Origin of the sequence: Geodermatophilus pulveris (assembly GCF_900188375.1) — a bacterium.
Taxonomy (GTDB): Bacteria; Actinomycetota; Actinomycetes; order Mycobacteriales; family Geodermatophilaceae; genus Geodermatophilus; species Geodermatophilus pulveris.
This window is the reverse complement of record NZ_FZOO01000009.1, coordinates 13,811-28,098: the sequence shown is the minus strand read 5'-3', so window position 1 is coordinate 28,098 and position 14,288 is coordinate 13,811. Positions and strand designations below refer to the sequence as shown.

Annotated in this window: 14 protein-coding genes; 4 read left to right on the top strand and 10 right to left on the bottom strand. The window is 78.4% G+C overall.

What is annotated here, in order from left to right; all coding sequences use genetic code 11:
* Nucleotides 1–29: 29 nt before the first annotated feature.
* Nucleotides 30–1,079, top strand: a complete 1,050-nt coding sequence (locus CHB98_RS16800; RefSeq protein WP_089306752.1) for an iron-siderophore ABC transporter substrate-binding protein — start codon at nt 30–32, stop codon at nt 1,077–1,079.
* Nucleotides 1,080–1,140: 61 nt separating this feature from the next.
* Here CHB98_RS16800 and CHB98_RS16795 read toward each other — a convergent pair whose 3' ends face one another.
* The 6 genes from CHB98_RS16795 to CHB98_RS16770 form a co-directional block, all read right to left on the bottom strand.
* On the bottom strand, nt 1,141–2,370 hold the full coding sequence (locus CHB98_RS16795; RefSeq protein WP_089306751.1) for an MFS transporter: 1,230 nt from the start codon (nt 2,368–2,370) through the stop codon (nt 1,141–1,143).
* 118 nt (nt 2,371–2,488) lie between these two features.
* Nucleotides 2,489–3,811, bottom strand: coding sequence for a GAF domain-containing protein (locus tag CHB98_RS16790; RefSeq protein WP_089306750.1), 1,323 nt, complete (start codon nt 3,809–3,811; stop codon nt 2,489–2,491).
* A 24-nt stretch (nt 3,812–3,835) separates the two neighbouring features.
* Nucleotides 3,836–5,458 (bottom strand): mycofactocin biosynthesis glycosyltransferase MftF, encoded by a 1,623-nt coding sequence (gene mftF / locus CHB98_RS16785; RefSeq protein WP_089306749.1) that lies wholly within the window; start codon nt 5,456–5,458, stop codon nt 3,836–3,838.
* Nucleotides 5,455–5,997, bottom strand: coding sequence for a cysteine hydrolase family protein (locus tag CHB98_RS16780; protein WP_089306748.1), 543 nt, complete (start codon nt 5,995–5,997; stop codon nt 5,455–5,457). The genes mftF and CHB98_RS16780 overlap by 4 nt, the downstream gene beginning before the upstream one ends.
* Before the next feature lie 22 nt (nt 5,998–6,019).
* Nucleotides 6,020–6,715, bottom strand: coding sequence for a mycofactocin biosynthesis peptidyl-dipeptidase MftE (mftE, locus tag CHB98_RS16775; protein ID WP_089306880.1), 696 nt, complete (start codon nt 6,713–6,715; stop codon nt 6,020–6,022).
* A 14-nt stretch (nt 6,716–6,729) separates the two neighbouring features.
* Complete coding sequence (locus tag CHB98_RS16770) at nt 6,730–8,649, bottom strand: mycofactocin system FadH/OYE family oxidoreductase 2 (RefSeq protein ID WP_089306747.1); 1,920 nt, start codon at nt 8,647–8,649, stop codon at nt 6,730–6,732.
* Nucleotides 8,650–8,697: 48 nt separating this feature from the next.
* On the opposite strand from CHB98_RS16770, the gene CHB98_RS16765 reads away from it, so the two are divergent.
* Together CHB98_RS16765 and CHB98_RS16760 are read left to right on the top strand one after the other, a co-directional pair.
* Nucleotides 8,698–9,075 carry a YchJ family protein gene (locus tag CHB98_RS16765; RefSeq protein WP_089306746.1) on the top strand — a complete coding sequence of 126 codons (378 nt, stop codon included), beginning with the start codon at nt 8,698–8,700 and terminating at the stop codon, nt 9,073–9,075.
* Between the two features lie 189 nt (nt 9,076–9,264).
* On the top strand, nt 9,265–9,744 hold the full coding sequence (locus CHB98_RS16760) for a pyridoxamine 5'-phosphate oxidase family protein (RefSeq protein ID WP_089306745.1): 480 nt from the start codon (nt 9,265–9,267) through the stop codon (nt 9,742–9,744).
* Between the two features lie 16 nt (nt 9,745–9,760).
* Here the strand turns inward: CHB98_RS16760 and CHB98_RS16755 are convergent, their stop codons facing one another.
* The 4 genes from CHB98_RS16755 to mftA are packed head-to-tail and all read right to left on the bottom strand — an operon-like array spanning nt 9,761 to nt 13,306.
* The gene (locus tag CHB98_RS16755) at nt 9,761–11,587 is read right to left on the bottom strand and encodes a mycofactocin system FadH/OYE family oxidoreductase 1 (RefSeq protein WP_089306744.1); all 1,827 of its coding nucleotides are present in this window, start codon (nt 11,585–11,587) and stop codon (nt 9,761–9,763) included.
* Nucleotides 11,584–12,816: a mycofactocin radical SAM maturase gene (gene mftC / locus CHB98_RS16750; protein WP_089306743.1), complete on the bottom strand. Its 1,233-nt coding sequence runs from the start codon at nt 12,814–12,816 to the stop codon at nt 11,584–11,586. The genes CHB98_RS16755 and mftC overlap by 4 nt, the downstream gene beginning before the upstream one ends.
* A complete protein-coding gene (gene mftB, locus CHB98_RS16745) occupies nt 12,813–13,196 on the bottom strand; it encodes a mycofactocin biosynthesis chaperone MftB (RefSeq protein WP_245821277.1) in 384 nt (127 codons plus the stop codon). The genes mftC and mftB overlap by 4 nt, the downstream gene beginning before the upstream one ends.
* Nucleotides 13,181–13,306: a mycofactocin precursor MftA gene (mftA, locus tag CHB98_RS16740; RefSeq protein WP_089306742.1), complete on the bottom strand. Its 126-nt coding sequence runs from the start codon at nt 13,304–13,306 to the stop codon at nt 13,181–13,183. Before mftA ends, mftB begins: the two co-directional genes overlap by 16 nt.
* Nucleotides 13,307–13,432: 126 nt before the next feature.
* On the opposite strand from mftA, the gene mftR reads away from it, so the two are divergent.
* Nucleotides 13,433–14,035 (top strand): mycofactocin system transcriptional regulator, encoded by a 603-nt coding sequence (mftR, locus tag CHB98_RS16735; RefSeq protein WP_245821275.1) that lies wholly within the window; start codon nt 13,433–13,435, stop codon nt 14,033–14,035.
* The last annotated feature ends 253 nt before the right edge of the window (nt 14,036–14,288 follow it).

The following is a 14,288-nucleotide window of genomic DNA, read 5'->3' as shown; positions in this document are numbered from 1 at the left end:
GGTGAGCCTCACCTACTGGAGGGGAACCCATGTCTGTCCGCCCTGTCCTGCGCGGCGCCGCCCTGCTCGCCGCCACCGCCCTGGTCGCCGGGTGCGGCTCCGCCGGGAGCACGTCCTCCGGGACGACGTCCTCCGTGGGCACGTCCTCCGGGGGCACGTCCTCCGGGGGCACGGCGTCCGGGGAGACCGGCGGCGCGCCGTCCGGCTCCTTCCCGGTGACCGTCGAGACCGCGTTCGGCGCCGTCGAGGTGCCCGAGGAGCCCGAGCGGGTGGTCGCCCTCGGCTGGTCGGACGCCGAGACGGCGCTGGCGCTGGGCGTGCAGCCGGTCGGCGCCAGCGACTGGCTGGCCTTCGGCGGCGAGGGCGTCGGCCCGTGGGCCGAGGGGCTCTACGACGACGCGCCGGAGATCGTCGAGACCCTGGAGCCCAGCCTGGAGGCGGTCGCCGCCCTCGACCCGGACCTCATCCTGGACACCCGCTCCCCCGCCACCCAGGAGCGGTACGACGCGCTCAGCGTGATCGCCCCGACCATCGGCCAGCCCGAGGGCGTGGGCGCCTACCTGACCACCTGGCAGCAGCAGCTGGACCTGGTCGGCCGGGCGCTGGGCCGCGAGCAGGAGGCCGCGGACCTGCGGGCCCAGGTGGAGCAGCAGTTCGCCGAGGCCGCCGCGGCCAACCCGCAGTTCGAGGGCACCGAGGTCGCCGTCGGCGCCTACACCTCGGAGGGCTTCGGCGCCTACGTGCGCGGCGACACCCGCGTCGACTTCATGGAGACCCTGGGCTTCGTGAACTCACCGGCCGTCCAGGACCTCGCCGGCGACAGCTTCTCCGTCCCGGTCAGCGAGGAGCAGGTGCCGCTGCTGGACGCACCGCTGACCGTCGTCTTCCCGATCTTCGTCGACGCCGCGCAGATCACCGGCAACCCGCTGTGGCAGTCGCTGCCCTCGGTGCAGCGGGGCGACGCGCTGGTGCTGGAGGACCAGACGCTGTCCAACGCCTTCTCCAGCGGCTCGGCCCTGGGCACGCGGTACGCGCTGGACCAGGCCGTCCCGCTGTTCGCCGAGACGCTGGCCCCCTGACTGTGGCCTCCTTGCAGGGTCCCGCCGCGAGCTCGCGAGTGGCGGGGGGCGAGGAGGTCCTTCAACGGGCCGGTGCGGGCGCCGTCCGCACCGGCCCGGCCCGCCGGTCCCGCCGGCGCAGCAGCGCGGAGGCGGCGAGGGCGAGCAGGCCCACCGCGGCCAGCCCGGCCCCGACGGCGGCCGGGGCGGTCCAGCCCAGGCCGGCGGCGATCACCACGCCGCCGATCCACGCGCCCAGCGCGTTGGCCGCGTTGAGCGCGGAGTGGTTGAGCGCGGCGCCCAGCATCTGCGCCTCCCCGGCGACCTCCATCAGCCGCAGCTGCAGGGTCACCACCAGCACCGAGGCGGTGGCCGAGAGCAGGAACAGGGTGACCAGCAGCCCCGGCGCCCAGCCGCCGGCCACGGCCACCACGGCGAGCAGCCCGCCCAGGGTCACCATCGCGCCGGCCAGCGAGCGGAACAGCGCGCGGTCGGCGAGCCGGCCGCCGAGCACGGTGCCCAGCACCCCGCCCACGCCGAAGACGAGCAGCACCCACGGCACGGCTCCGCGCGGCAGGCCGGCCTCCTCGGTGGTCAGCGGGGCGATGTAGCTGTAGACGGCGAACATGCCGCCGAAGCCGACCGTGGCCACCAGCAGGGTCAGCAGCACCTGCGGACGGCGCAGCGCGGCCAGCTCGGTGGCGACGGTGACCTCGCTGCGGCCCGGTGTCGCCGGGACGACCGCCAGCACCGCCGCCACGGTGACGGCGGCCAGGACGACGACCGCCCAGTAGGCCGCCCGCCAGCCCAGCGACTGCCCCAGCCAGGTCGCCGCCGGGACGCCGGCCACGGTGGCCACCGCCAGGCCCAGCATCACCGAGCTCACCGCCCGCCCGCGCAGCTCGGCGCGGACCAGCGAGGCGGCCACCAGCGAGGCCACCCCGAAGTAGGCGCCGTGCGGCAGGCCGCTGACGAAGCGGGCGAGCAGCAGCCAGGCGTGGCCCGCGGCCAGCGCGCTGCCCAGGTTGCCGAGCAGGAAGGCGGCCATGAGGGCGACCAGCAGCCCGCGCCGCGGCAGCCGGGCGCCGAGCGCGGCGATGACCGGCGCGCCCACGACCACGCCGAGCGCGTAGGCGGAGATGACCTGCCCGGCGGTGGGGATGTCGACGCCCACGCCGTCGGCGATCTCCGGGAGCACGCCCATGGTCACGAACTCGGTGGTGCCGATGGCGAAGCCGCCGAGGGCCAGGGCGAGGACCGCGGCGACGACCCGCCGGGTGCCGGTCACGGAGGCGTCGGGTGGTGCGGTCACGTGGGAGGGGCAAGGCGGCGGGGCTGCAGCACATTCCGGGAGTACCGGACCAGGGTCAGGCGCCCGTGCAGGGGCCCGCCGCGAGCCTGCGAGCGGCGGGGGGCACGGGGGTCCTTCGTCAGTGCAGGCGGAGCGGGCCGCGGGGGGTGCGGCGCAGCCGGTGCAGGTGGGCGGCCACGGCGGGCCGGGTGGGCGCGCCGGGGGGCAGCGCGTCCAGGCAGGCCTGCCACACGGCGACGTCGTCCCGGCACTCCGGCAGCCGGGTGAAGCGCAGCAGCAGCTCGGGGCGGCGGGCCGCGAGCACCGCCTGCCGCAGCGCCGCGCTGAGCCGGTGGCGGGCGGCGACCACCCCGGGGGCCGACGAGCGGGGCAGCAGGGCGCCGGGGTAGCGCTCCAGCGCCGGGCCGACGGCGCCGCGGGCCAGCAGCCGGCGCACCTGGTCCAGGTCGGTCTCCAGCGGTCCGGTCAGCCGGTAGGGGCGCGAGCCGAGCAGCTGGGCGCCGACCAGCCGGCGCAGCCGGGACAGCTCGGCCCGCACGGTGACCGCGGCCGCCTCACCGGCGTGCAGCTCGACGGCCAGCTGCTCGGCGGTGCGCCCGCCGCCGCCGGTCGCCGCCTCGGCGAGCAGCAGCAGCAGCTCGGAGTGGCGCAGGGACAGCTCCGCGGACCCGGAGGGCAGCACCAGCCGGGCGCGCTCGCGGCCGAGCACCGCCAGCCGCGGGACCGGCCGGGCGGCCGGCCCGGGGGCGGGGCGGCCGGCGTCCTCGCGGTGCAGCCAGCGCAGCTCGGACTCCACCGCGGCCACGGTGGCCCGCACCAGGGTGAGCACCTGCGGGCTGGCCATGTGGTCGCCGCCGGAGACGTCGATGGCGCCGAGCAGCACGCCGGTGACCGGGTGGTGCACCGGCGCGGCCGAGCAGCTCCACGACTGCACCGGGCGCCGGTAGTGCTCGCTGCCGTAGATCTGCACGGCGTGGTCGAGGGCCAGCGCGGTGCCCGGGGCGTTGGTGCCGGCGACCTCCTCGGCCCACCGCGCGCCCTCGACGAAGTGCATGGTCTCCGCGCGGCGGCGCAGCGCGGCGTCGCCCTCGACCCACAGCATGCGGCCGTCGGCGTCGGTCACCGCGACGACCATCCGGTCGGCCTCGGCGTCCTCGACCAGCAGCCGGCGGATCACCGGCAGCACCGCGGCCAGCGGGTGCGCGGCGCGGTACGCCAGCAGCTCGTCGTCGAGCAGCTCGACCGGCGGCGGGCTCCCGTCGGGGTCGACGCCGCCGGCCAGGCTGCGCCGCCAGGAGTCCCAGACGACGGCGCGCACGGCATCCGGCGTGGCGCGTTCGGAGCGGGTGACGAGTGCCTCGTGCGCGGCGCGCAGCCGCCGGGGGAGCGCGGGGTCGGGTCGGCCGTCGGGCAGCGCGATCCAGGGGTTGACCGACGTCACGGCTCGGTCGTCACGGCTCGGTCGTCATGGGGTCGTCCGCGGCTTCGGGTCCATCGTGCGCCCATCGTGACCGCTGCTAGGCGTTTGCACCAGTGACCCGGTCGTGCGCAACCGTCCTCGCGGGACGGGCATCGGGGCAGGTCGGGCGGGCAGCAGCGCGCGGGCGTCGCGGGCCCGCAGCGCGCCCCACCACAGGCCGGCCCCGTAGGCGAGGTCCTCGAGCCGGCGGCCGGCGGCGAAGCGCAGCGGGCCGACCCGCGCGCGGTGCGGCCACCAGGCCAGGACGGCGTCGGCGACGGCGGCCGCGACCGCGACCCGGCGGGCGCGGCGGGAGACCGCGGCGGCGGCCAGCGCGAGCGGCCAGTGGTGCCGGGTGACGCTGCGCGCCAGCGTCCGCCCCGCCGCGGCGCTGCCCCGCACCACCAGCAGCGCGGCCAGCCCGACCGGGGGCGGCCCGCCGGGACGGGCCAGCCGGGGCGCCAGCCGGCCGGTGGCCACGGCGAGGACCGCCGCCGCGGCGAGCACGCCGGACCGGCGGCCGGGCAGCGCCAGCGCCCAGGCCGCCGCCGACCACGGGGAGACCACCACGGGGGCCACGACGGGGCCGTGCCGGGCGGCCAGCAGCGCCGCGCCGGTGCCGTAGAAGGCGCGGCGGCGCAGCCACGCCCCGGTCGCCGACCGGTGGTCGTGGGCGACCGCGGCCGACGGCTCGTAGCGCACCCGCCAGCCGGCCGCCACCAGCCGCCAGACCAGGTCGACGTCCTCGGCCACCCGCATCGACTCGTCGAACCCGTCGCCGAGCGCCGCGCGGCGGGCCACCAGGGCCGCGCTGGGCAGGTAGGCCACCGCCGTCCCGGGGGCGACGGGTGCCGGGTCCGGCCCCATGTCCAGCGCGCTGACCGCGGCCTCGTAGGGCTGCACCCAGCCCCCGCCGCCGGCGGTCGGTGCCGTGTCCCCGGCGCACGAGCCCAGCGCCGTGTCCCCGGCGCACGAGCCCAGCGCCGTGTCCCCGGCGCACGAGCCCAGCGCCACGACCCGCGGGGCGACCAGCGCCAGCCGCGGGTCGGTGGTGTGCCCGGCCAGCGGCACCGTCCAGCCCGGCAGCGGCACGCAGTCGGAGTCCAGGAAGGCGACCAGGTCGGTGCCGGCCGCCCGCAGGCCGGCGTTGCGGGCGGCGGCCGGGCCGCGGGCGGTGGCGTGCCGCAGGACCCGGGCGCGGTGCCGGGCCGCGGCGGCGGCCACCGCGGCCGCGTCGGCCGACCCGTCGTCGACGACGAGCACCGGGACGCCGGCGGTGGCCGGGTCGGCGCGCAGCGCGGCCAGCAGGCGCTCCACCCCCGCCGGGCGGTCCCGGACCGGCACCACCACGGTGAGCTCGGGGAGCACCCCGCCGGCCGGCTCCGGGTGCGCCAGGCCGGCGTCCAGCAGCCGCCCGGCCAGCGCGGCGGTGGTCGCGTCGGTGACGACCAGCCGGCCGGTGCGCAGCAGGTCGCGGGCGCGCGGCTGCAGCCGGACCAGCCGCAGGGGCGAGCCGCCGAGCAGCGCCGTCCCGCCGTCCCGGCGCCGGACCCGCCGGTCCAGGCGGACGGCGGTGCCGTCGGGGAGCCGGTCGGGAGGGGGGACGGCGACGCGCGGCCCGCCGGTCATCCCGCGGCCAGGACCTCGGCGGTGGTCGTGACCTCCACCAGCGGGGCATAGCAGCCGAGGATGCGCATGGTCGCGTCGTGGGCCCGGTCGTCGGCGCCGGCGCACGCGTCGGACACGACCCGCACCCGCACCCCGGCGTCCGCGGCGGGCAGCACGGTGGACAGCACGCAGCAGTCGGTGGCCACCCCGGCGACGGTGACCGGGCCGTCGCCGACCAGCCGGGCGACCTCCGGGACCCACTTGCCGAAGGTGGGCGCGTCGACCACGGGGTGCCCGCCCGGGTCCTCGGCGAGCTGGAGGAGCGGGATGGCGTGCGGCTGGGTGAAGTAGTCGTACTTCGCGTAGTAGTCGGCCCACGCGCCGGCCGGCTCGTCGGGGACGACGAAGCGGGTGAACACGACGCGCTCCCCGAAGACCTCGACCAGCGAGCGGATGCGCGGGCGGATCTCGTCGAACCGGGGCGTCGTCCACGGCGACCCGCGGTCGCGGAAGACCTCCTGGTAGTCGACGACGACCAGCCAGCCGAGCGGGCTCCCCATGCGCCGGACGATAACCGCCGGCTCAGCCGCGCAGCCGCCCGGAGGGGTCGACGTCCCAGCCCCGGACGGCGGCGGCCAGCCGCCCGGCCAGGCCCTCGAGCAGCGCCGCGCCCTCCTGCGCCGACGCGCCGGCCGGGTCGCCGAGGACGCCGGTGGGGCTGACCGCGCGCACCCCCTCGGCGCGCAGCCGGGGCAGCAGCTCGGCGACCGGCGTGGTGTCGCCGGCGACGGCGCGGTCCGCGCGGACGGCGTCGGGTTCCACGTGCAACATGACCGACGTCTCGGTGCGGCCGGCGTGCGCGTCGGCGCCGGCGGGGGCGCACGGGAACCAGGCGACGTCGCGGCCCTCGCCCCGCAGCCGCGCCCCGGCCTCGCGCAGCGCGTCGAGGTTGCCGCCGTGCCCGTTGACCAGGACCAGTCGCCCGGCCCAGCGGCAGGCCGACCGGCCGTACTCGACGAGCAGCCCGGTCAGCGCCGGGGTGCCGAGGGAGACGGTGCCGGGGAAGCCCTCGTGCTCGCCGCTGGCGCCGTAGGCCAGGGCGGGGGCCAGCAGTGCGCCGTCCAGGGCGTCGACGGCCGCCTCGGCGACCGCGCAGGCCACCGTGGTGTCGGTGGCCAGCGGCAGGTGGTGGCCGTGCTGCTCGACCGCGCCGAGCGGCACGAGCAGCAGCGGGCGCTCGGGCAGCTCCGGCCAGGTGGCGCCGGCGAAGGTGGTCACCCGGGGCACGGTAGTCAGACCGCGAGGCCGGCCCGGTCGCCGTCCCGGGTGGCGTCGCCGGCCCGCCGCGGGGCGAGGCAGTCGCCGACCCGGTGCACCTCCAGGCCGCTGTCCCGCAGCGCCGCCCACAGCGCGTCGTCGGCGCGCGGCGGGGTCACCGCGACCACCCGGTCGACGGTGCGCTCCTCGGTGGCGCCGGTCGGGTGGTGCAGCAGCCGCACGGTGCGGCCGTCGACGGCGGTGACCAGCCGCTCCGTCGTCCGGCGGATGCCCAGGGCCACCGCGCGCCGCTCCCAGGCCGGCCGGTCGAGGGTGAGGCCCAGGTCCTGGCCGACGACCAGCGCCGCGGTGACCACCTCGACGGTGCAGCCGCGGCCGGCGAGCAGCTCGGCGACCGAGGTCGCCGCGGCGGTGCCGAGGTCGTCGACGACGAGCACGTCGCCGTCCGGCGCGACCGCCCCGGCGAGCACCTCCCGGACGTCGACCACCAGCCCGCTCCCCCCCGCCCAGGCCGGCCGCGCCGGGCGGGCGCCGGTGGCGAGGACGACGGCGTCCGGGGCCGCGGCGAGCACGGCCCGGGCGGTGGCGCGCACGCCGGTGCGGACGGTGACGCCGGCCCGCGCGCACTCGGCGGCGAGGTCGTCGACCAGCGGCCGCAGCCCGTCCCGGCCGGGGGCGGACGCCGCGAGCCGGACCGCGCCGCCGGTGCACGGCGCCTGCTCCCAGACGGTGACCGCGTGGCCGCGGGCGGCGGCGGTGGCGGCGGCGCGCAGCCCGGCCGGCCCGCCGCCGACGACGAGCACCCGGCGCCGCCGCCGCGGGACCGGGAGCGGCGCCTCGCGGCCGGCCCGCGGGTTGGCCACGCAGCCCAGCGGCAGGTTGCGGCCCACCCGGCCCACGCAGTCCTGGTTGCAGCCCAGGCAGCGGCGGACCTCGCCGGCCCGCCCGCCCAGCGCCTTGGCGGCGAACTCCGGGTCGGCGATCTGCGCGCGGACCGCGCCGACCAGGTCGCAGTCGCCGTCGGCGAGCGCGCGCTCGGCCTGGGCGGGGGTGAGGAAGCGGCCGACGCCGACGACCGGCACGCCGACGGCGGCCCGGACGGCCGCGGACACGGGGCGGGCGTAGCCGGGCGGGGTGGTCATGGGCGGGACGACGCGGTCGAGGGTCGCCGTCGCGACGCCGACGGTGGTGCTGACGTAGTCGACCAGGCCGGCCACCAGCCCGGCGGTGGCCACGGCCTCGGCGAGCGTCGTCCCGCCGCCGCCGCCCTCCTCGTCGGCCAGCCGGACGCCGAGGGCGCGGCCGGGGCCGAGGGCCTCGCGGACGGCGGCCAGCACCTCGACGAGGAAGCGGGCGCGGTGCTCCAGCGGGCCGCCGTAGCGGTCGGTGCGCCGGTTGGTGGCGCCGGACAGGAACTGGCGGACCAGCGAGGACTGCGCGGCCTGCACCTCCACGCCGTCGAAGCCGGCCGCGGCGCAGCGGGCGGCGACGTCGGCGTAGCCGGCGACCAGCCGGGCCAGGTCGGCGGCGGTGGCCTCGCGGGGCACCTCGCGGAACAGCGGGTCGGGCACCGGCGACGGCGCGAGGACGGGCGTCCGCGTGTGCAGCGAGTCCGACTGCCCGCCGTTGTGGTTGACCTGGGCGACCACCGGCACGCCGTGCGCGTGGACGGCGTCCACGACCCGCCGCATGCCCGGCAGGACGGCGGGGTCGTGGCCGTGGACGAGCTTCTCGTAGGGGCGGTCGGCGGGGTCGGTGGAGACCTCCTCGGTGACGACCAGCCCGGCGCCGCCGGCGGCCCGGGCCGCGTAGTAGGCCGCGTGCCGCTCGGTGAAGGCGCCGTCGACGGCGTAGTTGGTCAGGTGCGCGGGCAGCACGAGGCGGTTGGGCAGCGTGACCGGCCCGACCCGCAGCGGCGTGGCGAGGTGTCGCACGTGCCTCCTCCCGCCGGGCCGGTGCTGCGGACGTAGAGACTGGCAGGCATGGCCCCGCGACGCTGCCCCTGCGGCAGCGGGCTGCCCCACGGCGAGTGCTGCGGCCGGCTGCACGGGGGGACGTCGGCGGCGGCGACCGCGGAGCAGCTGATGCGCTCGCGGTACAGCGCCTTCGCCGTGGGCGACGCCGCGTACCTGCTCGCCACCTGGCACCCCTCGACGCGGCCGCCGGCGCTGGAGCTCGACCCGGCCGTCCGCTGGACCGGCCTCGACGTGCTCGCCACCTCGCGCGGCGGGCTGCTCGACACCGACGGCACGGTGGAGTTCCGGGCCTGGTACCGGCACGACGGGACGACCGGCCACCAGCACGAGGTCAGCCGCTTCACCCGGGTCGACGGAGCATGGCGGTACCTCGACGGCGACTGACCCGCCCCTCCGCCGCACACCTCGGCGCACCGTCCGCACCGGCGGGTGCCCGACCTCACGCTGCAGCACGAGGACGGGCACCGCACGGCGGGGGTCGGCGTCGCGGACCGCCGATCAGGCGCGTGTCGGGATCGGCGGGCCTGGGCAGGAGTCGGGCGACACCCGATCGTGCACTGCGGAGAGGACGACATGACCGCCGAGGACACCCACAAGGTCGCCGAGCTGCTCAAGGGCCAGAAGTTCGGCTTCCTGACGACGACGTCGCCCGAGGGCAAGCTGACCAGCCGGCCCATGGCGCTGCAGGAGGTGGAGTTCGACGGCGACCTGTGGTTCATCACCGAGCGGAGCTCGGACTGGCTGGGCCACATCGCGCAGTCGCCGCAGGTCAACGTCGGGGTCGGCTCCGGCGGCACCTGGGTCTCCCTGAGCGGGCACGCGTCGATCGTCGACGACGTCGCCAAGAAGAAGGACCTGTGGAACAGCGGGGTCGAGGCCTGGCTGCCGCAGGGGCCCGAGGACCCGTCCGTGGTGCTGGTCAAGGTCCACGGGGACAGCGCGGAGTACTGGGACAGCCCCGGCAACCGGCTGGCCACCGCGTTCAGCTTCATCAAGTTCCGGGCGACCGGCGACAAGCCCGACACCGGGGAGAAGAAGGTCGTCGACCTCTGACGGCCGGGCCGCTCCCTCAGGGAGCGGCCCGGGCGAGCACCGCCCGCGCCGCGCGCCGCCCCTCGAGCACCGCCTCGAGCACGGTGCGCGGCGCGACGGCGTCGCCCGCCCCGACCGCTCCCGGCGGGACGTCCCCGGGCAGCGGCGGGCCGGCGTCCACGACGACGGCGCACGGGACGGACCGCTCCGTCCCGGTCCAGCGGTCGGCCAGCACCGCCACCCCCTCGCCCGCCGACAGCAGCACCGACGACGTCTCCCGGCGCACCCCCGCCCGCGCCAGCCGGGCGTTCGCCGGCCCCAGGTCGCCGCCGAGCCGCTCGCCGGCCACCGCGTCCGGGGTCACCAGCACGACCTCCCGCCCCGCCGCCGCGAGCAGTTCGGCCACCCCGACGCCGGCCGGCGCACCGGCCGGGTCGTGCACCAGCACCGGGCCGGGCGGCAGCTCCGCGCCGGCCAGCACGGCGGCGGCGGTCACGCCCGCGCGGGCCCGCGCACCCGTGGTCACCACGTCCCCGCCGTCGGCGGCGGTCCCCAGGTCGACCCGCACCCCCAGCCGGGCCACCTCCCCCGCCAGCCAGCCCGCCAGGTCGGCGAACCGCGCCCGGCCGGGCAGCGCGGCGACCGTGTGCAACCCGCCGCCGAGCCGGCCGGCGCGCTCGACCAGCCGGACGTCGGCCCCCGCGGACGCCAGCAGCCGCGCCGCCTCCAGCCCGGCCGGGCCGCCGCCGGCCACCGTGACCCGCCGCCCGGCGCCGTCGGGGAGCGGCTCCTCGTCGGACGGGTCGGCCACGCAGCTGACCGGCGAGTTGCGGACGTCGCGCACCTGGCAGGCCTGGTTGCACAGGGTGCACGGCCGCACCGGCCTCCCGGCCCGGACCGCGCGCACCAGGCCCGCGTCGGCGAGCTGTGCGCGGGTCATCTCCACGGCGTCGGCGACCCCGCCGTCCAGGGCCCGCTGCGCGGCGGCGGCGTCCACGACCGAGCCCTGGAGCACGACCGGCGTCCCGCCGGCGGCCGCGCGCACCGACCGGGTGAGGTCGGTGTTGAAGCCGGGCGGCACGTGCCCGTCGGGCCGGTACGCCGAGGGCGCCAGCCCGCTGCCGCGGACGACGACCAGCAGGTCGACCAGCGGCGCGAGCTCGCGCACGTGCCGGACGGCGAGCGCCGGGGTGATGCCGGCCCACGGCGCCTCCTCGTCGCAGGACAGCCGCAGCGCGAGCACCCGCCCGGGGCCGAGCGACCCCCGCACCGCGGCCAGCACCTCGCGCAGCAGCCGGGCCCGGTCGGCGCCGTACCCGTCGGCGCGGGCGTTGGTCAGGCCGGAGAGGAACTGGCGCAGCAGCGAGCGCGCGCCGGCGTCGACCTCCACGCCGTCGACGCCGGCGGCCACGGCGACCCGGGTGCCGGCCGCGAAGCCGGCGACCAGCGCGTCGACGTCCGGCTGCTCCATGGCCACGGGCACCTCGCGGGTGACGACGTCCGGCACCGCGGACGGCGCCCACAGTGCGGTCTGCGCGTGCGCCGACGTGCCCTGGGCCCCGGTGTGCCCCAGCGCGGCGAGGACCAGGGAGCCGTGCGGGCGGCACGCGGCGACGACGTCGGCCCAGCCGGGGCCGCAGTCGGCGGCCAGCGGCGCCCGCTCGTAGGGGTGGTCGGAGACGTGCACCGACGCCGTCTCGGTGACCACGACCCCGCAGCCCCCGGCGGCCCGGCGGGCGTAGTGGGCGACGTGCCGGGCCGACAGCGCCCGGCCGCGACCGAGGTTGGTCTCGTGCGGGCCGAACAGCACCCGCGAGGGCGCCGTCCGGTCCGCGAGGGGCAGCGGGTCGGTGAGCCTGGTCAGCGCATGCCGGCCAGCGGCGACTCGTCACAGGGCCGGGCGGGTGGTGCGGGTGTGGGCCGAGCCGGGATGGCCGGCATGCCGAGCAGCGTGGGCTGGCCGCGGACCGGGCCGGTGTGCGAGTGGTCGACGGAGCTGCGCGGGGTGACCGTCATCGCGTCGCGGGCGGCCAGCGCGGTCTCGCCGTAGCCCTGCACGCACTCCGGGTCGGGGCCGTCCAGCGGCAGGCCGGTGAAGAACTTCGCGGCCATGCAGCCGCCGCGGCAGGCGTCGAAGTGCGCGCACTTCGTGCAGGCGCCGCCGGTCTGCGGGCTGCGCAGGTCGGCGAAGAGCTCGGAGTGCTGCCACACCCGCTGGAACCCGCCGGGTGAGCGGACGTTGCCGGCGAGGAACTGCTCGTGGATGGCGAACGGGCAGGCGTAGACGTCGCCCACCGGGTCGATCAGGCAGACCACCCGGCCGGCGCCGCAGAGGTTCAGGCCGGGCAGCGCCTGCCCGTACGCCGACAGGTGGAAGAACGAGTCGCCGGTGAGCACCCGGTCGCCGTTGGCCAGCAGCCAGGCGTACAGCTCCCGCTGCTGGGCCTGGGTGGGGTGCAACTGGTCCCAGACGTCGGCGCCGCGGCCGGAGGGGCGCAGCCGGGTGATCCGCAGCTGGGCGCCGTAGCGGTCGGTGAGCGCCCGGAACTCGTCGAGCTGCCCGGCGTTCTCCCGGGTCACCACGACGGAAACCTTGAAGTCGCGCATGCCGGCCTCGGCGAGGTTCTCCAGCGCGCGGACGGCGGTGGCGTACGAGCCGGTGCCACGGACGCGGTCGTTGACCTCGGCGGTCGCGCCGTCCAGGGAGATCTGGACGTCGACGTAGTCGGTGGCGGCCAGCTGCTGCGCGCGCGCCCGGTCCAGCTTCACGCCGTTGGTGGAGAACTTGACGCCGACGTCGTGGCCGATGGCGTAGTCCAGCAGGTGCCAGAAGTCCGGCCGGACGGTCGGCTCGCCGCCTCCGACGTTGACGTAGAAGACCTGCATCCGCTGCAGCTCGTCGATGACCGCCTCGGCCTCGGCGGTGGACAGCTCGCGCGGGTCCCGCCGTCCGGAGGAGGACAGGCAGTGCGCGCAGGCGAGGTTGCACGCGTAGGTGAGCTCCCAGGTCAGGCAGATCGGCGCGTCCAGCCCGTACTCGAACTGGTCGATCAGCCGGCCGCCCACGGGGCGCTCGGGCACGACGGCGGTCACGGGGTCTCCCGGGGCTCGATCATCTGGGAACGGGCGAGGTCGGCCAGCGCCCGGCGGTAGGCCGCGTGCTGCGCCGCGGGGACGCCGCACGCGACCAGGGCGGCGTCGGCGCTGGGGTGCTCGGCCAGCGTCTCGACGACGGTGACCAGCGCCTTCGACTTGAGGAAGGACAGCTTCCGGTTGCCGAAGTGGTAGACCAGCGCGCCGAACGGCTCCGGGCGCAGGGCCACCGACCGGGCCCGCCGCCACGGCAGGGACGGGTCGAAGCCGGGGGACGGGGCGGGCGCGGGGACGCCGGAGCCCGACGGGGAGGCGGCGCCGGCCCCGCCGGTGGGCCCGGCCGGCGCCGCGACGGGGGCGTCGATCAGTACACCCCGCACATGCCGTCGATGGAGACCTCCTCGACGAGGGACTCCTCGACCAGGGTCTCCTCGACCGCGGGGGCGGCCTCGGGGCTGCGGTCGGCCTGGGGGTCGACGGTCTCGGGCACGGCGCCTCCTGTGATCCGGGTCATGCGGTGGCGGGCACGTTAGTGACACCCAGTGCCACCCGGCAACAGCGGCCCGGGACCCCGCGGCGCGCCGTCGGCCACCCGCCGATGGCGCAGGATGGGCCGGTGACCGAGGGGCCCGTGGACGTGCGCGCCGACACCCGCGCCCGCCTCCAGCGGGCGGCCCTGGAGCTGTTCACCCGGGACGGGTTCGAGCAGGTCACCGCCGACGACATCGCCGACGCCGCGGGCACCAGCCGGCGCACGTTCTTCCGCTGCTTCCCCACCAAGGCCGACGCGGTGTGGGGCGAGTTCGGCGCGCACGTCGCCCGGCTCGACCGGCTGCTGGCCGCGACCCACGGCGACCAGCCGGTGCTGGCCTCCATCTGCGCGGCCTACGTCGAGGTCAACGACTACGCGGCCGCGGACCTGCCGACCCTGCGCCAGCGCATGGCGCTCATCCTGGGCGAGCCGGCGCTGCAGGCGCACTCGCAGGTGCGCTACGCCGACGTCGACCGGGTGGTGGCCGGGCACGTGGCCCGCCGCACCGGCCAGGCCCCCGGCGACCTGCTCCCCCGCCTGGTGGCCACCAGCACGCGGGCGGCCGCGACGACGGCCTTCGAGGTGTGGCTGGCCGGCGGGACGACGACCCTCGGGCACGCCCTGCACGCCGCCTTCGACCAGCTCGCCCTGGGCTTCCCGGCCCTGCGCCCCCCGCCGGGCTCCTGACCGCAGGCGGGCCGCCCGTCCGGTCGGGCAGGTGCACCTCACCGGCCGGGCCGACCTGCACCTCCGGTCGGCCGGTCCCGCCCCGCTCCCCCTGCCGTGACGGCAACGGCAACGCGCCGCGGCTGGACGTGTTCGCCGACCTCGCCCGGCGGGTGCGCGAGACCATCTGGCTGACCCCGGTGCCGCGGTACTCATGGGCGCTGGGCGGCTGCGACCTGCCCGCCTACGCCGAGAGCTGCAGCCGGGTGGAGGT